The 25146-nt window shown below is 37.4% G+C and carries 24 protein-coding genes and 1 pseudogene; 7 read left to right on the top strand and 18 right to left on the bottom strand.

What is annotated here, in order from left to right:
• Positions 1-25 precede the first annotated feature (25 nt).
• The gene (gene rluC, locus B8W84_RS03280) at positions 26-964 is read right to left on the bottom strand and encodes a 23S rRNA pseudouridine(955/2504/2580) synthase RluC (RefSeq protein WP_094751900.1); all 939 of its coding nucleotides are present in this window, start codon (positions 962-964) and stop codon (positions 26-28) included.
• Positions 965-1183: 219 nt separating this feature from the next.
• On the opposite strand from rluC, the gene rne reads away from it, so the two are divergent.
• Both rne and trxB read left to right on the top strand, forming a co-directional pair.
• Entirely contained in the window at positions 1184-4093 is a 2910-nt protein-coding gene (gene rne / locus B8W84_RS03275; protein WP_094751899.1) for a ribonuclease E, read from the top strand.
• 171 nt (positions 4094-4264) lie between these two features.
• Positions 4265-5212 (top strand): thioredoxin-disulfide reductase, encoded by a 948-nt coding sequence (trxB, locus tag B8W84_RS03270; RefSeq protein WP_094752724.1) that lies wholly within the window; start codon positions 4265-4267, stop codon positions 5210-5212.
• A 60-nt stretch (positions 5213-5272) separates the two neighbouring features.
• Here trxB and pseI read toward each other — a convergent pair whose 3' ends face one another.
• The 15 genes and pseudogenes from pseI to B8W84_RS03195 form a co-directional block, all read right to left on the bottom strand.
• Positions 5273-6322: a pseudaminic acid synthase gene (gene pseI / locus B8W84_RS03265; protein WP_094751898.1), complete on the bottom strand. Its 1050-nt coding sequence runs from the start codon at positions 6320-6322 to the stop codon at positions 5273-5275.
• Positions 6323-6445: 123 nt separating this feature from the next.
• A complete protein-coding gene (gene pseG / locus B8W84_RS03260) occupies positions 6446-7531 on the bottom strand; it encodes a UDP-2,4-diacetamido-2,4,6-trideoxy-beta-L-altropyranose hydrolase (protein WP_180706023.1) in 1086 nt (361 codons plus the stop codon).
• Positions 7531-8223, bottom strand: a complete 693-nt coding sequence (gene pseF, locus B8W84_RS03255) for a pseudaminic acid cytidylyltransferase (RefSeq protein ID WP_094752723.1) — start codon at positions 8221-8223, stop codon at positions 7531-7533. The genes pseG and pseF overlap by 1 nt, the downstream gene beginning before the upstream one ends.
• On the bottom strand, positions 8223-9386 hold the full coding sequence (pseC, locus tag B8W84_RS03250; RefSeq protein WP_094751896.1) for a UDP-4-amino-4,6-dideoxy-N-acetyl-beta-L-altrosamine transaminase: 1164 nt from the start codon (positions 9384-9386) through the stop codon (positions 8223-8225). The genes pseF and pseC overlap by 1 nt, the downstream gene beginning before the upstream one ends.
• Complete coding sequence (gene pseB / locus B8W84_RS03245; RefSeq protein ID WP_094751895.1) at positions 9386-10402, bottom strand: UDP-N-acetylglucosamine 4,6-dehydratase (inverting); 1017 nt, start codon at positions 10400-10402, stop codon at positions 9386-9388. The genes pseC and pseB overlap by 1 nt, the downstream gene beginning before the upstream one ends.
• A 135-nt stretch (positions 10403-10537) precedes the next feature.
• Positions 10538-11455, bottom strand: a complete 918-nt coding sequence (nlpI, locus tag B8W84_RS03240) for a lipoprotein NlpI (RefSeq protein WP_094751894.1) — start codon at positions 11453-11455, stop codon at positions 10538-10540.
• 374 nt (positions 11456-11829) lie between these two features.
• Complete coding sequence (gene secF / locus B8W84_RS03235) at positions 11830-12777, bottom strand: protein translocase subunit SecF (protein ID WP_094751893.1); 948 nt, start codon at positions 12775-12777, stop codon at positions 11830-11832.
• A 15-nt stretch (positions 12778-12792) separates the two neighbouring features.
• Complete coding sequence (gene secD, locus B8W84_RS03230; protein WP_094751892.1) at positions 12793-14655, bottom strand: protein translocase subunit SecD; 1863 nt, start codon at positions 14653-14655, stop codon at positions 12793-12795.
• A gap of 68 nt (positions 14656-14723) precedes the next feature.
• A complete protein-coding gene (gene yajC / locus B8W84_RS03225) occupies positions 14724-15059 on the bottom strand; it encodes a preprotein translocase subunit YajC (RefSeq protein ID WP_094751891.1) in 336 nt (111 codons plus the stop codon).
• Between the two features lie 5 nt (positions 15060-15064).
• Positions 15065-15895, bottom strand: a pseudogene (gene tgt, locus B8W84_RS03220) (tRNA guanosine(34) transglycosylase Tgt); the annotation flags it as partial.
• Between the two features lie 403 nt (positions 15896-16298).
• Positions 16299-16655: a 50S ribosomal protein L20 gene (rplT, locus tag B8W84_RS03215; RefSeq protein WP_094751890.1), complete on the bottom strand. Its 357-nt coding sequence runs from the start codon at positions 16653-16655 to the stop codon at positions 16299-16301.
• An 18-nt stretch (positions 16656-16673) separates the two neighbouring features.
• Positions 16674-16871: a 50S ribosomal protein L35 gene (gene rpmI / locus B8W84_RS03210; RefSeq protein WP_094751889.1), complete on the bottom strand. Its 198-nt coding sequence runs from the start codon at positions 16869-16871 to the stop codon at positions 16674-16676.
• A 68-nt stretch (positions 16872-16939) separates the two neighbouring features.
• Positions 16940-17497, bottom strand: coding sequence for a translation initiation factor IF-3 (gene infC, locus B8W84_RS03205; protein ID WP_094752722.1), 558 nt, complete (start codon positions 17495-17497; stop codon positions 16940-16942).
• A 7-nt stretch (positions 17498-17504) separates the two neighbouring features.
• Positions 17505-19412: a threonine--tRNA ligase gene (thrS, locus tag B8W84_RS03200; RefSeq protein ID WP_094751888.1), complete on the bottom strand. Its 1908-nt coding sequence runs from the start codon at positions 19410-19412 to the stop codon at positions 17505-17507.
• A gap of 185 nt (positions 19413-19597) precedes the next feature.
• Positions 19598-19861, bottom strand: coding sequence for a YebG family protein (locus B8W84_RS03195; protein ID WP_094751887.1), 264 nt, complete (start codon positions 19859-19861; stop codon positions 19598-19600).
• 115 nt (positions 19862-19976) lie between these two features.
• Between B8W84_RS03195 and B8W84_RS07960 the strand changes: the two genes are divergently transcribed.
• The 5 genes from B8W84_RS07960 to B8W84_RS03175 all read left to right on the top strand — a co-directional run bounded on the left by B8W84_RS07960 (position 19977) and on the right by B8W84_RS03175 (position 22895).
• Positions 19977-20207: a hypothetical protein gene (locus tag B8W84_RS07960; RefSeq protein WP_143522278.1), complete on the top strand. Its 231-nt coding sequence runs from the start codon at positions 19977-19979 to the stop codon at positions 20205-20207.
• The gene (locus tag B8W84_RS03190; RefSeq protein ID WP_094751886.1) at positions 20204-20824 is read left to right on the top strand and encodes a DUF2057 domain-containing protein; all 621 of its coding nucleotides are present in this window, start codon (positions 20204-20206) and stop codon (positions 20822-20824) included. The genes B8W84_RS07960 and B8W84_RS03190 overlap by 4 nt, the downstream gene beginning before the upstream one ends.
• Positions 20825-21064: 240 nt before the next feature.
• Positions 21065-21388, top strand: a complete 324-nt coding sequence (locus B8W84_RS03185; protein WP_094751885.1) for a VF530 family DNA-binding protein — start codon at positions 21065-21067, stop codon at positions 21386-21388.
• A gap of 55 nt (positions 21389-21443) precedes the next feature.
• Complete coding sequence (locus B8W84_RS03180) at positions 21444-21794, top strand: DUF3622 domain-containing protein (protein WP_094751884.1); 351 nt, start codon at positions 21444-21446, stop codon at positions 21792-21794.
• Positions 21795-21986: 192 nt separating this feature from the next.
• Positions 21987-22895, top strand: a complete 909-nt coding sequence (locus tag B8W84_RS03175) for a hypothetical protein (RefSeq protein WP_094751883.1) — start codon at positions 21987-21989, stop codon at positions 22893-22895.
• 94 nt (positions 22896-22989) lie between these two features.
• Here the strand turns inward: B8W84_RS03175 and sucD are convergent, their stop codons facing one another.
• Complete coding sequence (sucD, locus tag B8W84_RS03170) at positions 22990-23895, bottom strand: succinate--CoA ligase subunit alpha (RefSeq protein ID WP_094751882.1); 906 nt, start codon at positions 23893-23895, stop codon at positions 22990-22992.
• Positions 23892-25061: an ADP-forming succinate--CoA ligase subunit beta gene (gene sucC, locus B8W84_RS03165; RefSeq protein ID WP_094751881.1), complete on the bottom strand. Its 1170-nt coding sequence runs from the start codon at positions 25059-25061 to the stop codon at positions 23892-23894. Before sucC ends, sucD begins: the two co-directional genes overlap by 4 nt.
• Positions 25062-25146: the final 85 nt, after the last annotated feature.

Here is a 25146-nt window from a genome sequence, read left to right as displayed (position 1 = left end):
ATCTACGCACTAACTGTAAATATAATTAGCTACGCTGTAATTTTTCAAGCACTTTGGCTAAGGAATCACAAAGAGGAGCACTTATGGTCATTTGTTTATCTAATATAGGATGATAAAAAGTAATATGCGCAGCATGCAAAAATAAACGTTCTAACCCCAACTTTTGCATTGATTTGCTAAATTCAAGAGAGCCATATCGATCATCTCCCGCAATATTATGCCCTTTACATGCACTATGCACCCGTATTTGATGCGTCCGTCCTGTCACAGGACTTGCCTCTATCAACGTTGCACCTTTATAACGTTGCATTATTTTAAAACGGGTTTCAGCTTGTTTGCCTAATGCGCTTACTTTAACAATTGAATTTTGAGAATCTTTAAGTAATGGCTCTTTCACGCTTCGATCTTTTTTATCCCAAGCGCCTTTCACTAATGCCAAATACTGTTTATGCATCGTCTTATTACGCAATTGCTCATGCAATGCACGCAACATACTGCGTTTTTTCGCAATAAGTAAGCAACCTGATGTTGCTTTATCTAAACGATGCACTAATTCTAAAAAACGAGCATCGGGGCGTAATGCTCGTAATCCTTCTATTGCGCCAAAACTAAGCCCACTTCCGCCATGTACTGCAATACCTGAAGGTTTGTTTAAAATGAGTAAAGCGTCATCTTCATATACAATTCGAGATTCAAGTTGCGCTATCGCATTTAACTTTGGTGAAGGTAAAGCGTTGCCTACCGAGACTCGCACCGGCGGAATGCGCACAATATCTCCTGTTTGAAGTTTATAATCCGGTTTAATCCGTTTTTTATTAATACGCACTTCGCCCTTACGTACGATCCGATAGATCAAACTTTTAGGTACACCTTTAAGGTGTAGGCGTAAAAAATTATCGATGCGTTGCTTTGCATTCTCTTGAGATATCTCAAGCATGCGTACTGAGTGATTTATTTGTTCCATTTAATGAGTTTATCACGACTAACGTTAATATATGTAAAAATTTATATTGCGACTTTAGCGTGATTAATGAGATAATTAAAATGATTCCGACCCCTTTATGAAGCTATAAGTTCATAATCGTCGTTGAAACACATAAAATAATGAAAGATTGTGTCACCAGACCCGAGGTCAAGTACACCAATGAACCAACATAAAAATAAAATATAAGAGTTAATAAAAATGAAAAGAATGTTAATTAATGCAACTCAAGCAGAAGAGTTGCGCGTTGCCCTTGTTGATGGACAACAACTCTACGATCTTGATATTGAAAGTCCTGGTCATGAACAGAAAAAAGCCAATATTTATAAAGGAATAATAACAAGAGTAGAACCCAGCTTAGAAGCTGCTTTTGTTGACTATGGCGCAGATCGCCATGGTTTCTTACCCTTAAAAGAAATATCTCGGACCTACTTCCCTAACGGGTACTCCTTCAAAGGTCGCCCAAATATTAAAGAGGTGATCAAAGAAGGCCAAGAAGTCATTATACAAATAGAAAAAGAAGAGCGTGGTAATAAAGGCGCCGCATTAACCACATTTATTAGCCTCGCTGGCAGTTATCTTGTTTTAATGCCGAATAATCCTCGTGCAGGCGGCATATCTCGTCGCATTGAAGGCGATGAACGAACGCTTTTAAAGCAAGCGCTTAGCCATCTTAAACTACCACCGGGTATGGGTTTAATTGTCCGTACAGCAGGGGTTGGTAAAACGGCCGAAGAGTTAGAGTGGGATCTTAATGTGTTGGTTAACCACTGGCGCGCCATCGATGAAGCATCCCGAGAAAAAGTGGCTCCTTTTTTAATTCATCGTGAAAGTAATGTCATTGTTCGTTCTATTCGTGATTATTTACGTCGTGATATTGGTGAGATAGTGATTGATCACGCCAAAACATTTGAACAAGCAAAAAAACATATCGAAATGGTTCGTCCTGATTATGTTGATCGCCTAAAATTATACCAAGGTGAAATCCCTCTTTTTACGCATTATCAAGTTGAAAGCCAAATTGAATCAGCTTTTCAGCGTGAAGTACGCCTACCTTCCGGTGGCTCTATTGTTATTGACCCAACTGAAGCTCTCACTTCTATTGATATTAACTCTGCACGTGCTACCCGTGGCAGTGATATCGAAGAAACCGCTTTTAATACCAATTTAGAAGCAGCAGAAGAAATAGCGCGACAATTACGTTTACGAGACTTAGGTGGCCTTGTGGTTATCGATTTTATCGATATGACTCCTGCTCGCCATCAACGTGAAGTTGAAAATCGTATGCGTGAATCTGTACGTCAAGATAGAGCGCGTATCCAACTCGGACGTATTTCACGTTTTGGTTTAATGGAAATGTCTCGCCAACGTATTCGCCCATCATTAGGTGAGTCAGCATCACGTGTTTGTCCTCGTTGTCATGGCCAAGGCACTATCCGAGATAATGAATCTTTAGCATTAGCTATTTTACGGCTGATTGAAGAAGAAGGTTTAAAAGAAAATACCGTACACATTCAAGCAACAGTGCCGGTTGCTGTCGCCGCCTATTTACTTAATGAAAAACGCAGTGCTATCTTTAAAATAGAAAAACGCCATAACTGTAAAATTTTCATCATTCCAAATGCAAACTTTCTTACTCCGCACTTTGAAATCAAACGTACGCGTAATGATAGCCTAGATGAAATCAACTACGATGCATTACAAAAACAACATCAAGTCTATGTACCTAATGTTGTCAAAAGTGAACAGGAAAAAGAAGAAGAGCCTATTTTAAGTGGCTTCTCTCGTCCCAAAAACACCCCGACACAAGCCAACATACCGAGCACAAAAAAACAAAGTTGCCTATTTTCTAAAATATTTGTGGCGATCACAAAATTTTTCAGCTCAACGACAACACAAGAAATACAGCCTGCGGAACAAGAAACAGAAATAAAGGCACGCCCTCGGAATAATAACAATCGTAATCGTAATCGTAATCGTAATACACAATCACGTAATAAATATGAAAATAAATACGATAAACCGGAGCAAAGAACCACCCCAGAGAAGAGCAACAAACAGAATGTAGATCATTCTAGTGATAAAGAACAAAATAAAAAAATACCGCGTAAAATTCCAGCACAAGATCACGAAGAAGTGGTGGCAGTACGTCGTAAACGTCGTACTTTACGTAAAAAAATACGTATTCAACAAGAGCAAGTTATTGTCACTGATATTGAAACGTCAGCACCAATATCAGTTGAAAACAAAACGAATCAACAAACACAGCCAAAACAAATGGCCACACAGCACGATAATGATACACGTGCCGATCTAGAAAATACGGAGCAAACAAACGTAAAAATGCCAAATCGTCGTTCTCGTTATCTACGTAATAATGGACAGCGTAAAAAGCGTGACATCAGCGATACTATCAGTACAGAAATGAACGATGAAAAAATGCCAATAAATACAGATCCGGTTATTAGTCGTTATCCTGAAGACAATAAAAAAGATTCAGCATTTAATGTACAAGCACCTGTTGCAACTGAAATTTCAACACTTGATGCTCATGTAAATATGACCCAAGATTTGAAAAACATCCATTCAAGTAACAGAGTAAAAGAAGCAACTCAAATATTACCCGAAGTAACAAGTACACCTGAAGTAGTAAATACACCTGAAGTAGTAAATACACCTGAAGTGATAAATACACCTGAAGTAGTAAATACTCCTGAAGTAGTAAATACTCCTGAAGTAGTAAATACTCCTGAAGTAGTAAATACTCCTGAAGTAGTAAATACTCCTGAAGTAGTAAATACTCCTGAAGTAGTAAATACACCTGAAGTAGTAAATACTCCTGAAGTGGTAAATACACCTGAAGTGGTAAGCTCTGACATTACAAATGGTCCCGAAACACAAAATAACAAGCGAATAGGTACAACAAGTAGTGTCATACAAAGTGCAAGCGCACAGATGACAAAAACTGTAAGCAGTGCATTAAACCTTAGCGCACCACTTAAAATTGAAGCGGCAACAACACGTGTGACGATTGTTAAATCAACGCAACAAGCCGGCAGTCAATTTGCAACATCAAAATCAAGTAGTGGTACAGTTAAAGCGGTATTATAAATAAGTATAAAAATCATATGTTCTTTGATTAAAGAGTGATTATACTTATCAATCGTTTTTAACTATCAAACAAAACGGATATTCCATTTGAATATCCGTTTTTTTATACTGCTATTTCTTCTATCTCGGTTTATCATGGTTCTTTATGTAATGATTTTTCAAGGTAACCCTATGAGCGAAGTTCAACATCACAAACTAATTATTCTAGGATCTGGCCCAGCAGGTTATACCGCAGCTGTTTATGCTGCGCGTGCAAATCTTAAACCCGTTATGATCACTGGCATGCAACCCGGTGGACAATTAACCACCACAATGGAAGTTGAAAATTGGCCGGGCGGTAAGCATGATATGACAGGCCCTGGTTTAATGGAAAGTATGAAAGAACATGCCCTACGTTTTGATACTCAAATCATTACCGACCATATTAATGAAGTACAATTAAGTAAACGCCCTTTTACTCTCAAAGGTGAAAAAACCTATACGTGCGACGCATTGATTATTGCAACTGGCGCATCTGCCCGTTACTTAGGTTTAGACTCTGAAGAAGTATTTAAAGGTAAAGGCGTTTCAGCTTGTGCAACTTGTGATGGCTTTTTTTATCGTAATCAAAAGGTTGCTGTTGTAGGAGGTGGTAATACTGCGGTTGAAGAAGCTCTATATTTATCTAATATCGCTTCTGAGGTACATCTTATTCATCGTCGTACAGGATTCAGATCTGAGAAGATATTATTAGATCGCCTTAATGCTAAAGTGGCTAACGGTAATATTATTTTACATACAGATAGAACACTCGATGAAGTTCTCGGTGATGATATGGGCGTCACAGGTTTACGCCTTAAAGATACTATTTCTGGTAACACAGAAGTCTTAAGTGTGATGGGCGTTTTTATCGCTATTGGCCATAAACCTAATACCGATATGTTTGCCGATCAATTGGACATGAACCATGGCTACCTAAAAGTACAAACGGGTAGTAATGGTAATGCAACACAAACAAATATTAAAGGTATTTTTGCCGCTGGCGATGTGAGCGATCATATCTACCGTCAAGCAATTACTTCGGCTGGAACGGGTTGCATGGCAGCGTTAGATGCCGAACGTTTTCTTGATGAAGAATAAATAAAACCAAGTTGTAAAATAAGGGCGCTTAATACGTGGCCCTTCTGCTTTTTGGGCAAACTAAACAATAAAATCCATTGAAAATGCAGTGCCTTTCTCTAGTTTTAATTTAGCGGTTTTTCCTAAAACATTAGGTAGATATTTAGGTGAAATACCATATCCGGGGCGAATACTTTTAACGTTTTCCTCGGTAAATAATGCTCCTTGTGCTATGTCTTTAACAACATATAAAGAGCGTCTAAATATCTTATTATTTTTTTCACTGTCTTTACAAGCATAATTAACCTTTCCTAATGCATGCCACGCGACTTTAGTGTCTTGACAAAGCGCCCTTAACTCTTCCTCTTGTAGCGAAAAACTATCATCGGGTCCTCCTGCGCGCCTATCTAATGTAACATGCTTTTCAATAATACACGCGCCTAAAGCCACACTCATTATCGCTGTAATATTATCCACGCTATGATCAGAGAGCCCTACTAATGCATCATAACGCCGACTCATATCCGATAGTGTTTTTAAATGTTGATCTTGCGCAGGAGTAGGATAAGCACTCACACAATGCAGTAACACTAACTCTTTACAACCCGCTTCACGAGCAGCATCAACAGCCTCTTGTATTTCTTGTTTATTAGCCATACCTGTTGAAATAATCAACGGTTTCCCTGTTTTGGCAACATAACGAATTAAAGGTAAATCAATGGCCTCAAATGAAGCAATTTTATAAGCCGGCGCACCCAATTTTTCAAGAAAATCTACCGCGCTAAAATCAAAAGGAGAGCTAAAAATAGTGAGGCCTAATTGCTTTGCTCGAGCAAATAACGCAGCATGCCACTCCCAAGGCATATGTGCTTGAGTGTATAAGTCATAGAGTGTTCTACCTTTCCATAACCCATCGTTGATCATAAACTCATGCCGATCACAATCAATGGTAATAGTGTCTGCCGTATAGGTTTGTATTTTTAACGCATTAACACCACAGGCTTTAGCCATGTCTAAAATTTTAAACGCACGCTGTATATCACCATTATGATTCGCCGATAACTCTGCAATAATATAAGGTGGATACTGCGACCCAATTTTTATACCGTCAATACTCACATACGGTTGCATTTTTGCTCCCTTTCCACTGTTTTATTTCGATACTGATCAAGCAATCCTACTTTAAATATAAAAGACTGGCATAAAACTTTTCTATAAGCATTTACCTCCTGTCTACTTGCAGCGTGTTTACATCTAAGTATAAAATGGCCATATCTGCTTGATAAAATCATCCATATTATTCATATTATCCGCTAACAATTGCGCAGATTTACGTTCAATTAAAACAGGATTCAACAAATAACGCCATAATGTACTCGGTAATTTATCCAGAGTCGAATTTTGCATTGAACCCATAAAATCAATCCAGCCTAAGTTCCCTAAATATTGAGAAATTATATATTGATTATCCGCAATCGAAAACACCAAACTAGGTAAACCAAGAAACATTCGCTCTGCATTTGTTGTTCCACCTGCACCAATAGCAAGATCAGAATTTAGCATTAATTCCGCCATATTCGATATTTGCTCATGATAGATACAATTTTTATGCTGATTACAAAAATCTTGCACACTTTTTTTATGTCGATTAGCACGTCCCACAACAACCTGTATTTCTTGTAATAAAGGCAATTGAACAGATATTTTTTGTAAACATTTTAACGTCATATTCTGTTTATCTACACCTCCGAAAAAAATAAAAAGGCGACGGAGTTGTGTTCGGACTTGTACTTTATTTCGACAAATATAAAAATCATCACGCAATAAAGAATAATGAGATCCAAGGAATGTTTGGCAACCTTTAGGCAGTAAATGTTGATAACGAGTACGGTATGATGGCGCCATATTTTGATCTAGGAGAGCATCACATTGATGCTTTCTATCCGCCAAATCATCAATCACTAAAAGTTGTTTGACGCTCTTTTTAAACTGCGCTTCCCAAGTAATATCTAATGCATAGTTATCCACCACCAAAAGTGCTATACGTTTTATTTTCAATGCATTTAAAAGGGCGAATGTTTGTAATGCATCATCTTTTTGTGTGCTCCCCAACCAGTTTGAATATAAAGGATGTTGTTTTATGCTCGGCTTACTTTTTAAAAAGCCAACAGTAAAACCTGCATCCTCAATGACAGATGCTATATTGCCCAAATGCTCACGACAAATAAATAAACAACGCACTTGAGGATCTCGTGCTATTTTTTTGGCGAGTGTAATACAACGCATTACATGGCCAGTACCTATTACATGACTAGAATCAACGCGAAAAACAACCTGCACTATGTTTTTTTCTTTAATATTTCAAACATAGATTCAGCATATGACCAATCGTCTAAGGTATCAATATCGAGTACTTCTTCTCGGGGTAATTTAAAAGTAAAAGCATGACTTGAAAACATGTTTTCACCTTGAATAAAAGCTTGTGTTACACCCCAATAAAATTGCCCTGCATCATGGAAGGCCTCCTCTAAATCTTGCGAACGTGTATAAAAACTTTCGGGCGTAAACATAATACTCGCACCCTGTTTATTGATTTTAATCGCTCTTTGAATAGGAAAAGAAAACTGAGTGACACTGTATACATAATTACATTTTTTTTTCTCTAGTAACAAATATGCACGTTCAAGATTAACACTCTGAATGAAAGGAGCCGTTGCATAAATACAACAAATATACTCAGGATCCACGCCTTGTGTCTGTAAATATTGTATGGCATGTTGCACAACTTCGATGGTTGTCGCATGATCATCTGCAATGCTCGCCGGACGCATAAAAGGTACTTCAGCACCATAAGCCATCGCAATTTCAGCTATCTCTGCATCATCGGTTGACACAATCACGCGCTCAAAACAGTTTGCATTAAGTGCGGCTTCGATAGAGTAAGCAATGATGGGTTTACCATCAAAATGTTTAATATTTTTTCTCGGTATTCTTTTACTCGCACCTCTTGCGGGAATAATTGCAACGCGCATCATGATAACAGCACCTCTTTTAACGTCACTATCACTACATCTTGCTGCGCTTTTGTCATACCATGATATAAAGGTAAACTCAGCGCATTTTTATAATACGACTCAGCGTGTGGAAATTGCCCTGATAGAAAACCTAAACGTTGGTAATAAGGTTGTAAGTGAATGGGAATATAATGTAAATTAACACCGATACCTTTTTCTCGAAGCAATGAAAATACTTCTTTTTGTGTTATCTGAATTTTATCCAATTGCAAGCGAATAATATATAGATGCCGACTTGAATACGTTCCTTGCATTTGTTGTGGAAGTTGCACGGGTAAATCTTGTAGCGCATGATCATAACGTTTAGCTAGTTTGTTACGTAATGTAACAAAGCTCGCTAATCGACGCATTTGACTCACTCCTAACGCAGCCTGCATTTCCGTCATGCGATAGTTAAAGCCTAAGCATACCTGTTCATAATAACAATCACCCTCTTTTGTCGTACTCATTAACAGCGGATCTCGCGTAATACCATGACTGCGTAATAACGTCATTTTTTGAGCTAATGATGCATTGTTTGTCGTCGCAACGCCTCCCTCTGCAGTGGTGACTATTTTTACTGGATGAAAACTAAAAATGCTAATATCACTGTACTGGCAACCGCCAATACTTCTATCAAGATAACGTCCACCTATTGAGTGCGAGGCATCTTCAATAATAGAAAAATCGTATTCTTGACTTAATTGATAAATTTCTTGCATGGCACAAGATTGACCACAAAGATGTACAGGAATGACGACTTTAGGCAGGGATAAATGATTTAAACGGGCATGTTGCAATTTTTTTTGTAAATGAAAGACACTTAAATTGTAAGTGTCTGCATCTATATCTACAAAATCAATGCTCGCACCACAATATAATGCACAATTTGCCGATGCAACGAAGCTTATCGGCGTTGTCCAAACCACATCGCCCTTACCGACGCCCAAAGCTAAACAAGCAATATGTAATGCAGACGTAGCCGAATTAACAGCAATCGCATATTGCGCCTTTACCGCCTTTTTTATACTATTTTCAAAATGAGGTATCTGTGGACCTTGAGTTAAAAACTCTGATTGCAAAACATTAAGAACTGCCTCAATATCCTCTGCATTGATGTCTTGCTTTCCGTATGGGATCATCATATGACTTTAAAATCAGCATCAACATGCTGCACAATTAAATCTCGTAATGATGCTATCGTTTCATATTGACTATTGTCTCCCGAATTATACGAAAAACCAAAAGGTACCGGCGTCCCGTGATGATGATGTATATAGTCATCCATCGTATACATATAAGAAACAGAAGGTAAAATGGCGTAATAATCACCAATATCAATAGTATGCAGCGCATCTGATGCGGTGATCATTTCTTCATGCAACTTTTCCCCAGGGCGAATACCGACCATTTTCAATACACAATCAGGTGCGATAGCGGTTGCCATATCCATGATTTTGTAAGAAGGTATTTTAGGAACAAATATTTCACCTCCTAAATGATGCTTGATGGCAAACATTACGAGATCAACACCCGCTTGTAAGGAGATATTAAAACGGGTCATTTCTTTATGCGTAATGGGTAGAGTTCCAGTACTGCGTTGCTGAATAAAAAAGGGAATGACCGACCCTCTAGAGCCCATTACATTGCCATAACGCACAATACTAAAACGAATATCTTTTGTCCCACGAATATTATTAGCGGCCGCAAATAATTTATCGGAGGTTAATTTCGTTGCGCCATATAAACTAATCGGTGCACATGCTTTATCCGTTGAAAGTGCAATCACATCTTTAACTCGGCACTGTAATGCAGCATAAATAACATTCTCGGCGCCATCAACATTTGTCCGAATACACTCACTCGGGTTATATTCTGCGGTGTCGACTTGCTTCATGGCAGCTGCATGAATAATCACGTCAACCCCTTCACAAGCTTGTACTAAACGCTCACGGTCGCGTACATCTCCGATAAAAAAACGTAATTGAGGGTATTGATTACGTGGATAATATTGCTGAATAATGGATTGTTTTAATTCATCTCGCGAATAAATAATTATTTTTTTTACGTTAGTATATCGCTTTAAAATGGTAGCGATAAAACGTTGACCAAAAGATCCCGTTCCACCCGTGATCAAAACTGTTTTATTATTTAACATCTTATGACCTTAATCGAGATAAAAGAGCTTGCCAGATACGCTCTTTACTTATGACCTACAAATATAACACAGATTCAAAAAACTTCTTTTTTCTCATTTAAAATTAAATACTTAAACATACTCTCATCATGATTTTTATTTTTGCTGACGTAATATTTTAACTTGAGTTTGAATCGCAGATAATTCTATTAATGCATATTTATATTCAATGAATTCATGAATATTCGTGGCAGTGCTCAATTTAAAATAATAAATAGCCTTATCAATTTGTGCATTGCTTTTATACCAATGTGCAAGATAAAAATAAATTTCACATAAACGCTCCGCTAATTCATTATTACTCTTTACTCCTTGAAAAACATTAACTAATAACTCTTCTTCTGTTTTTCTTTGTGCTATAACATCCAGTATATTCCAAATATAGCGATCATCGCTATGCTCTAATGACGCAGATTTTAATGCTTGTAATGCTTTTTCTTTATCCAGTGCACTGTTAATAATATAACGCCACAAAATACGATAAGGATCAGTTTTATCTAACTTATAGAAAGTCTCAATATCTTGACTTGCTAAGTGATAACGATGTACTTCATATAAGGCGATCGCGCGGTGTAAATAACTATACGAAAGGGTTTGATTAGACAGTTCAAGCGCACTATCAAATGCTTCAAAGGCTTCATCATAAGACTGGGCAAGTAACAAATATAAGCCCAGTGAATTATAAGCCGGTGCAAAGGTAGGATCACTATTAATAGCTTGTGTAAAATCATAACGACTATGTGCACTTAAACCCATTTTATCATAGAGCAAACCACGCTCATAAAATAAGACTGCGCGTTTAGCATTGGAAAATGTTTTTTTCTCTGTGAGTAATTGATTAATACGTAATAGTGTTACTTCATCTTGGTAACTAACCTGCACTGCAGTCGCCATCGGAAAAGCAAATGCGGAATATATATCTCGAGAGTCTTTTTTTTCAAAAGACAAAGTTTGACAAGCACTTAATAAAAGACAAAAGAAAAGATAACTTAATGTAAAAAATGTTTTTTTCATAAATAAACCTAAGAATATAAGCAACTTGAGAAACATCAGAGTGTACTATAACCAGTACAAAGTAAAGTCGAAGCTATAAATAGCTCCACCTTTAATCACAGTACCAGATTTATACATTATTAAAGAGCACTTTTAACCTAATATTCCCGTTAACAACACTTTTAAGGCTTAAATAAACTAAGCATATTAATCCTAAAATCACCCTTAAGCATACGTAAGAATGCTTTAAATTATGTCTATCTCTAAATGTCTCAAGCTGACAACGCCACTACAAAATATCTTATAAAAAAACGCGCTACTTTTCAGCATCGCGTTTTTATTTTTTATAAGGCTAATTACTATCTGTTTCGTACTTAACCTTATATTCCAAATTTTTACATTAACGGTCTTTGATTTGCTCCTTCTTTTTCTACCACAACTGGGAGCATGTCAGCACGAGATATCCCAAATTTTATGGCTAATGCACTGGCAACATAGATGGAAGAATAAGTACCCACTACAATACCAATAAGTAACGTAGTTGCAAATCCATGTATCAACTCACCACCCAAAAAGAACAATGATGTGAGTGTCAGTAGCGTTGTTGCCGATGATATCAATGTACGACTTAGAGTCTGTGTGATAGAAATATCCACTACATCTCTTGGCGCAGTCGTTACTAAACGACGGAAGTTTTCACGGATCCTATCAAAAACAACAATAGTATCATTCAGAGAGTAGCCGATAATTGCCAATAACGCAGCTAATACCGTTAAATCAAATTCCAACTGAAAAACGGAATAGATACCCAAGGTAATAATAATATCATGTACTAAGGATAATACCGCTCCCGTTGCTAGCCGCCATTCAAAACGTAAACTAACGTAAGCTAAAATACAAAGTAATGCAATAATCATTGCAAGAGCCCCATTCACAGCAAGCTCAGCCCCCACACTAGGACCCACAAATTCAATGCGATGCATATCAACTTGACCAAAATCCCCACTTTGTAATGCGCTCAATATTTTTGATCCAATCACTGAGCCTTTTACACTTTCATCAACCGCTAATCGTATTAAAACATCATGACTCGTACCAAAATATTGGACAATGGCACCGGGAAAATCAGCATCGATTAATACGGTGCGCACTTCGGGTAAATCAACGGATTGTTCAAAGCCTACTTCAATAAGCGTTCCACCGGTAAAATCAAGCCCTAAGTTTAGCCCATTAAAGCATAAAGCTACCGTCGATACGATCATCAGTACGATTGAGAGCAAAGTGGTGACCTTAGAATACTGCATAAATGGAAGCGTATTTTTAGGCTGAAATATCTGTAACATAATTAATCCTTAAGCTTATATTGATAGCTTTTTAATATCATTACGACCACCCCAAAGGGCATTAACAATCGCACGAGTACCGACAATAGAAGTAAACATCGATGTCGCAATCCCAAGCATAAGTGTCACAGCAAAACCTTTAATTGACCCTGTACCCACAGCAAAGAGAATAACAGCGGTAATAAATGTTGTAACATTTGCATCTGCAATAGTTGAAAATGCGTTAGCATAACCTTCATTTATCGCTCGCTGAACAGATTTGCCTGCTCGTAATTCATCTCGAATACGCTCAAAGATCAATACATTTGCATCGACGGCCATTCCTACCGTTAACACAATCCCGGCAATACCCGGCAGTGTTAATGTCGCCCCCGGAATCATAGACATTACAGCCACAAGCATAATAATATTAAAGAGTAATACACAGTTTGCTATCAAACCAAACTTACGATAATAAATAGCCATAAACAAACACACGGCAAATAAACCATAAGCCATTGCTTTTAGACCATCTTTAATATTTTGTGCACCCAAACTTGGCCCAATTGTACGTTCTTCTACGATTTGAATCGGCGCTATCAACGCTCCTGCACGAAGTAATAAAGCTAAATTATGTGCTTCAGCAGGATTATCAAGTCCAGTGATCCGGAAACTACGGCCTAATTGCGCTTGAATTGTCGCCACATTCGCAATTTCATAACGCTTCTCAATAATCGCTTTGCCATTCGCTTTTTTCTTACCACTCGGTAAATATTCAATGAATAATGTCGCCATCGGTTTACCAATATTTCTTTTGGTAAAACGAGACATTTTACTGCCACCTTGAGAGTCCAAAGAGATACTCACTTGAGCGCGTCCGTATTCATCCGTACTTGAGCGGGCATCAACAATATGATTACCCATTAATATTATCCTTTTTTGGATAACAACAGGTCGCCCTTCTCGTGTTTTTTGTATTATCGACGAAGCCGGTAACCGTCCTGAAAGTGCATCATTAATATCCGTTTTTGTATCCACAGCATGAAATTCAAGCGTTGCGGTTGCACCTAATATCTCTTTCGCACGCGCAGTGTCTTGAATACCCGGTAGTTCAACCACAATACGATCACTACCTTGGCGTTGTACTAATGGCTCTGCAACACCCAACTCATTAACTCGATTACGTAAAATACCTAAATTTTGTTGTAATGCGTTCTCTTTAATTGAGTGTAGTTTTTTTTCTGTTATATTAATTTTTAAAACAAATTCATTGTTTTTCTGCTCATTTGAAAATAAATAACCAGGATTAAGAGGCTTTAAATATTCCTCCGCTTTATCCAGCATCTCTTCACTAACGAAACGTAAAATAACACCATTTGTTTTCTTTGATTCGCGAATACCGCGGAAACGAATTTTTTGTTCACGAAGATCAGCACGTAAATCTTGTACCATTTGCACTTGTGATTTCTTAATCGCCTCATCCATATCCACTTCCATTAAGAAGTGTACCCCACCCCGCAAATCGAGACCTAATTTAATAGGCGAAGCTCCAATTGCAGATAACCATGCAGGCGTCGCAGGTGCTAAATTTAAAGCGGTAATAAAACCATCTTTAAGTTCTTTTTTTATCACATCGCGTGCTATTAATTGATCTTGACCAGAGGAAAGGCGGACTAATATTTGTCCATTGTCAAGTTTACTATTTTTAACTGCAATATTATTATCTTTTAATAATGCATTGATTTTTTCAAATGTCTGTTGATCAATTTTTGCACCACGTGTCGCAGAAATTTGAACAGCAGGATCTTCACCATAAAGATTAGGAGCCGCATAGAGAAAACTGACTACGACAACAAAACAGAGAAGTATATATTTCCACAGAGGGAATTTATTTAACACAATAACGTCCTTTAATAATGGCTCAAAGGAAAATAAAGACGAAGTTTTTCAACTTCGCCATATGACACTTAAATAGATTTAAGCGTACCCTTAGGTAAAACTGCACTAATAAAATCTCTTTTTATAGAGATAACATTATTTTCATTTAATTCTAACTTTAGGTAACCACTTTCTATATTGACTTTTGTAACACGACCAATCAAACCACCTTGTGTTAACACCTCGTCACCTTTACTTAGACTCTCCATTAAATTTTTGTGTTGCTTTGTACGTTTCGCTTGCGGGCGATAAATCATAAAGTAAAAAATAGCAGCAAAAATCACCATCATAAAAATAAAAGAAAATCCACCTTGGGCAGGTACGCCTTCGGCTGCAGCATTGGCTTGCGATATAAATAAACTCATTGTTTAAGATGACCATTACGCGCATTGCGCGTTGGCATAACACAATCAAACATATCGATGCCACGTCGCACGCCTTCAACCAAATCTTCAGGTTTACCAACCCCCATTAAATAACGAGGTTTATCACTAGGTATCTGTGGTGTAATATGCTCTAAAATACGATGCATATCTTCTTTAGGTTCACCCACAGCAAGGCCTCCCACGGCATAACCATCAAAACCTATTTTTTCCAGACCACTTAACGAAATATCACGTAAATGTTCATAGCAACCACCTTGAATAATACCAAATAATGCATTGCCATTTTCTAACTCATTAAAACGTTGACGACTACGTTGTGCCCAACGCAGAGATAATTGCATCGAGACATCCGCTTCATTTTCTGTTGCGGGATATGCGGTACATTCATCAAAGATCATCACTATATCAGAGCCAAGATCATATTGTATATCCATTGATACTTCCGGTGATAAAAACACTTTATCGCCATTAACAGGATTGCGGAAATATACACCTTCCTCTTTGATCTTACGCATTTTACCTAAACTAAATACTTGAAAACCACCTGAATCGGTTAAAATCGGGCCTTTCCAATTCATAAAGTCGTGTAAGTCACCGTGCGCTTTAATCACTTTTTGTCCAGGGCGCAACCATAAATGAAAAGTATTACCCAATAAAATTTCAGCTCCCGTTGCATCGACCTCTTCCGGCGTCATGCTCTTTACCGTGCCATATGTGCCAACTGGCATAAAAGCAGGTGTCTCAACACTACCACGGGCAAAAGTTAAACGACCTCGGCGCGCGCGCCCATCCGTTCCTAATAGTTCATACTTCATTTTCATTTTTATTTTATTCCTCGTCAGAAAAACAGTCCGACTTAATGTTTGTTGCTATACGCTTATTTAAACACTTTTTAGATTGCAATTTTAGTTCCATCGGAAGGTTTATTTATAATAAAAAAGTATATTTACACATCGCTTGATAAATAAAACTTAAATACGAAATATTAAAGTGATTTTATACTCATTCATAAAGAATTTAACTTTATTACCTCCTTTAGATCTTAAAATAAGATGATAGGCACATATATGATGAGGTCTTTAGGCTAGGATATCTCAGTTTTTCACTTAAATTTAACACAAAGAAATAGATATCTATCAGTAGAACTTTCTTCGGGCCTTTTATAACTAATAAAAGAGACATAAAGTCTCTTTTATTAGTTTGTTTAGTTATTAAAACTTAAACAAGTGCTTTTTTAGCAACTTCCACTAAATGTGCGAAAGTTCCTTTATCAAATACAGCGATATCAGCAAGGATCTTACGATCTATTTCAACAGAAGCCTTTTTAAGACCATTGATGAAACGACTATAAGATAAACCACTAATACGAGACGCCGCATTAATACGTGCGATCCATAGTTGACGGAAAACACGTTTACGTTGACGACGGTCACGGTAAGCGTATTGACCTGCTTTAGTTACTGCTTGTACTGCTACGCGATAAACACGTGAACGAGCACCGTAATAACCTTTAGCTTGTTTTAAGACTTTCTTATGACGTGCACGCGCTTGTACACCACGTTTTACTCTTGGCATTTTTTATTCCTTACTTACTTAAGCGAATGGTAACATTCTGATTACACTTGCAACGTCTACTTTTGCGACCATGCTTTGAGCACGCAGGTGGCGTTTACGTTTAGTAGACTTCTTAGTAAGGATATGACGTAAGTGTGATTGCTTACGCTTAAAACCACCAGAAGCAGTCTTTTTAAAGCGCTTTGCAGCCCCTTTATTTGTTTTCATTTTAGGCATTGCGAACTCCGCATTGTTCTAAGTTAATATTAACCAGTAAGGCGAGTGGCGAACCACTACTTTAAGCCTTAGCTAGCACGTTTAGGGCCAAGTATCATCACCATTTGACGACCTTCCATTTTAGGGAAAGATTCGACATTAGATATTTCAGCTAAATCCGCTTTGATACGGTTTAGTAAAACTAATCCAAGTGATTGATGCGCCATTTCACGACCACGATAGCGTAGCGTTACTTTAGCCTTGTTTCCCTCAGTTAAAAAGCGAGTCAGGTTGCGTAGTTTTACCTGATAATCGCCTTCATCAGTTCCAGGACGGAATTTTATTTCCTTCAGCTGGACTTGAACCTGTTTCTTCCGCTGTTCTTTAGCGGATTTACTTTTCTCATAGAGAAACTTGCCATAATTCATGATCCGACAAACTGGTGGCTCAGCATTTGGACTGATCTCCACGAGATCCAAATTTTGATCAAATGCTAAATTTTTAGCTTCTTCAAGCGAAACAACACCTAATGGTTTGCCTTCTGAGTCTGATAAACGAACTTCGTGACCAGTGATCTCTTCATTCAAACGATGTTTATTACCCTGCTGTGGGGATTTTCTTGCACCTTTTATAACAACTTCCTCCAAAAAAAATTTATCGACGAGTGACAATTTCTTCTTTAATGTAAGTAATAAAGTCTTCCACTTTAAACTTACCTAAATCATCACCTTTACGTGTTCTAATCGAGAGTTCATTAGCTTCAACTTCTTTATCACCGACAACCAGTAAATATGGAACACGTTTTAAAGTATGTTCACGGATTTTAAAGCCTATCTTCTCATTTCTCAAGTCAGAAATGACACGAACACCCGATTTTTTCAATTTATTTACAACTTCAACCACATATTTGGACTGTTTATCCGTAATATTCATCACTACAACTTGTTGAGGTGATAACCACGTCGGAAAAATGCCCGCATATTCTTCTGTTAAAATACCAATCCAGCGTTCTAATGAACCTAAAATCGCACGATGTATCATAACAGGAGTATGTCGTTCGTTATCTTCGCCAACAAATGTAGCGCCTAAACGACCAGGCATGGAGAAATCTAATTGGATAGTACCACACTGCCAAGCTCTACCCAAACAATCATGCAATGTAAATTCAATTTTTGGGCCATAAAAAGCGCCTTCACCCGGTAACCATGAAAAATCAACGTCATTTTTAGTCAAAGCATTCGCTAAAGCAGCTTCTGCTTTGTCCCAAGTCGCATCATCACCCACACGTTGATCTGGGCGGGTTGACAACTTCACGGCAATATTTTCAAAACCAAATGTTTTATAACATTCAAACACCATTTTAATACACGACGATACTTCATCGAATATTTGTGCTTCTGTACAGAAAATATGTGCATCATCTTGTGTAAAAGCACGGACACGCATTAAACCGTGTAACGACCCAGAGGGTTCATTACGATGGCAAGAGCCAAATTCAGACATACGCAGAGGTAAATCACGATAAGATTTTAAACCATGATTAAATATCTGCACATGCCCAGGACAATTCATTGGCTTGATCGCATAATCACGATTTTCAGAACAAGTGCAAAACATATTATCTTTATATTTTCCCCAGTGTCCTGATTTTTCCCATAAAGAGCGATCTAGAATCTGTGGGGCTTTGACTTCTTGATAACCATAAGCCTCTGTTTGTTCTCTTATATATTTTTCTAATTCACGGAAGATGGTCCAACCATTAGCATGCCAAAAAACCATACCCGGAGCTTCTTCTTGCATATGGTAAAGATCTAACTGTTTACCTATTTTACGGTGGTCGCGTTTTGCAGCCTCTTCTAAACGTTTTAAATAAGCTTTTAGCTGTTTTTTATCTGCCCATGCAGTACCATAAATACGCTGTAACATTTTATTGTCAGAATTTCCGCGCCAATATGCTCCCGCCACTTTCATGAGTTTAAAATACTGGCTAAACTTCATCATCGGCACATGTGGACCACGACACATATCTACATATTCTTCATGATAATAAAGCCCAGGACGATCGTCCGGATGAATCCCATCAAGAATTTCTAATTTGTAAGGCTCATTACGCTCTTTAAATAGCGCAATCGCATCAGCTACCGACACGTTTTTCTTAACAACTTTATAATTTGTTTTAACCAATAGATTCATGCGTTTTTCAATTTTGGCTAATTCTTCATCATTAATCGCAACGTTGACATCAATATCATAATAAAAACCATTATCGATAGTCGGTCCTATTGCCATTTTAGCATTTGGATAAAGTTGCTTGATGGCATGCCCCAACAAATGTGCACAAGAATGCCGTAAGATTTCTAAACCCGCATCATCTTTTGCAGTGATAATTGAAATATTTGCGTCGGTATCTATGCGATCACAAGCATCAACTAAGGCTCCGTTAACCCGCCCTGCTATACATGCTTTAGCAAGACCAGGTCCAATATCGGCAGCGATTTCTAAAATAGACGTTGAATTATCATATTGACGTTGATTACCGTCGGGAAGCGTTATTATTGGCATGTATTATATCCTTCACAGTGATGCTTCAAACCAAGAAGCATATGCATAAATTTATATATTCAAAGCACATTAAGAGATGTATCGCGATACTTTCACGATAATTTGAATAAAACGAAAGGGTATTTTAAAGTAATAGCATAGCTTTGCAATATGTAGTCAGAATTAAAATCTTATTTATTATTCGCCTACTCTGATTCTTGTTCTTTACTCTGAGCTTGGAAATCGTTGCCTTTAAATAAACTTTGTACAACCTCTTTATTGCTGGCCAAATATAAACCCAATTCTTCGAGTTGTAGTTCATCTAATGTTACAGAACTTTGCGCTAAAAAAGCAGCTAACTGATCTGCACTATCAAGCATTTTATCGTAAGCATCCGCTTCTTTTTTACTGCTAAAGGTCATTTTTTCAACACCTTTTCTTTCAACTATATATTTAATGATAACTGCCACGTTGGCCTCTTTTCACATTCATGGTTTTATATACAGTATATTGTTTTTTTGCAAAAATGCAACTTTAGTTTATTTTTGCTATTATAGTACAAATTATTTTTAAGCGATTGCTTCTATGCGAACCATTATCTGCCCACATTGCGATATGACATCAGAGATCCCGACTATGCGAGCGGAACAGGTTGCACAATGTAGTCGTTGCCATCAAGTGATCTGCAAGCAAACCTATTATACCTCTTCTTCGATGTTAGCACTCAGTATCTGCGCCTTACTCTTACTTGAATATATGATCTCTTTTCTGTATTTTTTCTTTATTAATTTTGTACTTATTAAGGAAAAAAAATGAAAGCATTAATTCTTCTCTTATCCCTCGCTATGATCCCATGCAGCCAAGCAGTGCAATTAACGGGTACACGGGGTGTGAGTATTTTAGCTATTGATGGTAATAAAATTAAAAACAACTTCTTTTCTGATAAAAAAATGTCCCTCGACAATGGTGAGCATCAAATTGTTGTTCGATATACGGCCAACCATCTACCTAACGACAAAGAGGACATTATAGAAAGTAAACCCTACATCTTTAATATTAATGTCCAAGGAGACACTGAAATCACATTAAAGGGTTTAAATACTTCTTACAAATCGAAAATGGCGATTAAAGATGGTTTAAAATGGGTAATCATTAATAACCTTGGCGAGGTAACTATTCAACATTCAGATATTTTACAAGGAATAGGATTTTTACCTTATCTTAAGATTGAAAAATTAATTGCAGCTTATAACAATGATACCATCAACTTAATATCAAAAAAAACAATGTTAAACAATCCAAACGTTCCACCAAATAGCTCAAATTTAATGACGAAAAATAAAACAAAATTATTAATGGATATTTATAATCAAGCAACCCAAAAAGAACGTAAAGCATTCCGTATATGGTTACTCGAACAAGAAATGAAGTAATCCTTTATTAAACTTCTGTGTGTTATGAATCAGACACAGAAGTTACTGCACTTTATTCCCCTCTAAATACAATGAAGATAAAATACTATATTATTACCTCTTGGCTCTATATGAATCATCGTCGCTAGCACTGACGAAAAACGCGTTACAAACATTGGAATTAAGTCTCTGATATTTTATTTTTTCAATATGTAACTAAACTTTGCTACAATGGTCCATTATCAATATAAAGGCCGTAAAATGCACCACGATCCCTTACATGGCGTCAAACTCACTGAAATTTTAACCTTATTAGAAAAAAAATTGGGTTGGAAAATAATGGGAGAGACATTAAATATTAATTGTTTTATTAATCATCCACGTTTAAAATCAAGCCTAACGTTTTTACGTAAAACACCTTGGGCACGTACTAAAGTTGAAATTTTATACCTAAAAACATTCCATGCCGATCACCCAGCAACTAAAAAACTGATCCGCAATTTAATTGAACAAAAGAAAACTAATTCACCCCAGAAAACAGTGGCAACAAACGCTTTTAACTGGTCAAACTTAAAAAACAAATAATTAGCATCATTCGTGCTAAAATTTAACAAGAATGAATCATTAGGATATAACAACAATGGCACAAAATAACAAATTCGAATTCCAAGTAAAACAAGATGGTGAAAATTGGAATGCAAGTATCATACGTCGCGTTACCGCCCGCAGAACCAGCATATCTAAACAAAAGAAGGGTTTTGCAAGCGAAGCTCTCGCCACCGAATGGGCAGAAAAAACTTTAACGCAATTTTTAGAAAGTCTGCAAGAAGGTAATAAACGTAAAGCAGAAAAACGTACTTTACGTAATGAATTAGCCGAAAAAGCACAAGCAGAAAAAGAAGCTGCGGCCCTTGCATATTTAGAAAAACGTAAAGCACACTTAGCGACACTAGATGCAGCAGAAGAAACAGAAGAAACAGACACTGAATAAATAATTTTACTTTTTAGATGTACGAGCCTCAATATAATTTTTTTATAGCGGGCTTGTCTCAATACTTTTTTATCCTCTCAAATAACCTTCTCAACATTCCATTAAAAAAGCTATCTTTTACCTAAAATGTCACTTCCTGTACTTAAACTAAACTAAACTAAACTTATCCAACAAAACGCAAGCGAGGCCTCAATGCGCCAAACTTTGTTATTTATGCTTCTATTTGCCCCTTATACTCTGCTTTTTGCCGAGCATAATCCCTGTGCACAACACAAGATAAATACCTCGCTGATTGACTCAACGTATCATTATTTAAATATTAAATTTTGTCAGCCAGCCGTTTGGTTTGATGATTTTTTTACCGATCAACGCAGTCTTGAAGATAGTAGAGCAGGAACGATTATACGTTGGTATAATGATATGTGGCTAAGTAACACTGGCGCCTTCAAACATAAAATGAAATTAAATGCACGCTTACATTTACCGAATCTAAGCCATAAACTAAAACTCGTTATTGGAACAAGCAGTGCTGACTTTAACACAACTAAAATTGATGCCAAAACAGAGTATAACAACCTTGCTTTACGCTATGATTGGATAGCTAAAGAACAAACAAGTTTTAACGTAAAAGTCACTATCCGCCCTAGCATTGCATTTCGCTATCGTTATAACTACCCTCTAAATGAAAGGGTTGTACTGACTTTTACTCAAAAAGTTCAACAACGAAAAAAAACAAATGCTGCCAGTAGTCAATTTGATATTGATTTTTCTATTGACCCTATTTTTTTACTACGTTGGTCTAATGAAGTAAACATAAAAAAGAATATGCAAGGCGTAAAACTTATCAGTGGATTGACGCTATATCAATATATTTCAGATACTCAAGCTATCAATTATCATGCACATATTAACAGCCAAACACAGCCGGAACATCGCATCATTGAACGTTATCTCAGTATGAGTTATCGGCATAACATACTACGAAAATGGTTTTTTTATACTCTAACACCAACATTAACATGGCAGACAGAAGATCCTATCTCCCCCCTTAAAGATGCCTCTATTACGCTCCGTTTAGAAGTTTTATTTAGCAATATATAGTCTTTGTTATAGATAAATACTCAAAAAAAAGCCTCACTACAAGAGCAAGACTTTTTATCTTTTAAAAAAATAGACTAAGCAGAAAATATCTGCTTTATAATACCAGTTCCGATTTTGACGATAACGCCTTCCAACCGGTCACCTCGCGTAATGCTTTGCCTATTTCTGCCAATGATTTTGTGGTTTTCACACCCGCATCTTCTAATGCTTTAAATTTATCTTCTGCGGTGCCTTTACCTCCAGCAATAATCGCACCCGCATGACCCATACGCTTACCTGCTGGCGCAGTTACACCTGCAATATACGACACAACTGGCTTGCTAACATGCTCTTTAATATAAGCTGCGGCCTCTTCTTCGGCAGTCCCACCAATTTCACCAATCATTACAATCGCTTCCGTTTCGGGATCTGCTTCAAATAACGCTAATATATCAATAAAACTAGCGCCAGGTATTGGATCTCCCCCAATGCCCACACAAGTCGATTGACCAAAACCTTCATCGGTTGTTTGCTTCACCGCTTCATAGGTTAGCGTACCAGAGCGAGACACAATACCCACTTTACCTTTTTTGTGAATATGTCCTGGCATAATACCTATTTTACACTCATCGGGGGTGATGATCCCAGGGCAATTTGGACCAATCATCACGACACCAGATTGATCTAATTTCACTTTAACTTCTAGCATATCCAGTGTAGGTATGCCTTCCGTAATCGTCACTATCAATGATATACCCGCATCAATAGCTTCTAAAATCGCATCTTTACAAAAAGGAGCGGGTACATAAATAACCGAGGCCGTAGCGCCCGTTGCTTTTACCGCCTCACGCACCGTATTAAAAACAGGTAAACCAAGATGCACTTGCCCACCTTTCCCAGGAGAAACGCCACCCACCATTTGAGTACCATAATCTATCGCTTGCTCCGAATGAAAAGTGCCCTGTCCGCCAGTAAAACCCTGACAAATTACTTTTGTATCTTTATTGATTAAAATGCTCATAATTGTCCACCTACGGCTTTGACTGCTTGCTCTGCGGCATCGGTTAATGACGTTGCTGCGATAATATTAAGATCAGACTCCGCTAATATTTTACGACCAAGTTCAGCATTATTTCCCTCGAGGCGAACTATGACAGGAACAGAGACTCCAACTTCTTGCACTGCGCCTATAACTCCATCCGCAATCAAATCACAACGTACAATACCGCCAAAAATATTCACTAAAACAGCTTCTACTTTTGTATCACTTAAAATAATTTTAAATGCTTCCGTCACACGCTCTTTTGTTGCACCGCCGCCTACGTCCAAGAAATTAGCTGGTTTACCACCATGTAGTTGCACGATATCCATGGTCCCCATCGCCAAGCCTGCACCATTGACCATACATCCAATATTGCCATCTAATGCTACATAATTTAATTCCCATTTTGCAGCATGTGTTTCACGCTCATCTTCTTGCGAAAGGTCGTTGATGGCAAACAATGCTTTTTGACGATACATCGCATTAGAGTCAATCGACACTTTACCGTCTAAACAGATCAAATTATCATCCGTCGTAACGACTAATGGATTTATTTCAAGTAAGGCAAGATCTTTTTCATGAAACATACGAGAAAGACCTAAAAAAATCTTCGTAAATTGACCTATTTGTTTACCTGAAAGACCGAGTTTAAAAGCAAGCTCTCTACCTTGGTAGGCTTGTGCCCCAACTAGAGGATCTATAGTAACAGTATGGATAAGCTCTGGAGTTTGCTCTGCAACACTCTCAATTTCAACACCTCCTTCTGTTGAGGCCATAAATGTAACACGTTGCGATGCTCTATCGATTACCGCTCCTAGATAAAACTCCTTGGCAATATCACTACAACATTCAACCAATAGCTTATTAACTGGCTGGCCTTGCTCATCAGTTTGATAAGTGATCAACTTTTTTCCTAACCAGAGCTGTGCAAAATCACGTAACTCTTCTTTATTTTTAACTAATTTAACCCCTCCGGCTTTACCACGTCCACCTGCATGGACTTGACATTTTATAACCCATTTATCTCCACCTAATGTTGCTGCAGCATTCGCGGCTTGCTCCGCACTATCACATGCAATTCCCTTAGGAACAGGAAGACCATATTCTGTAAACAGTTGCTTTGCCTGATATTCATGCAAATTCATGATTCGTTTCCATTTATTAAGTTAAATTAATAGCCTTGTTTTGACTACTGGGTAAAACCATACTGCATAACATAATTCGCGCAGA

The organism is Psychromonas sp. CD1 (assembly GCF_002239585.1).
Lineage (GTDB): Bacteria > Pseudomonadota > Gammaproteobacteria > Enterobacterales > Psychromonadaceae > Psychromonas.
This window is presented reverse-complemented; position numbering and strand designations above follow the sequence as displayed.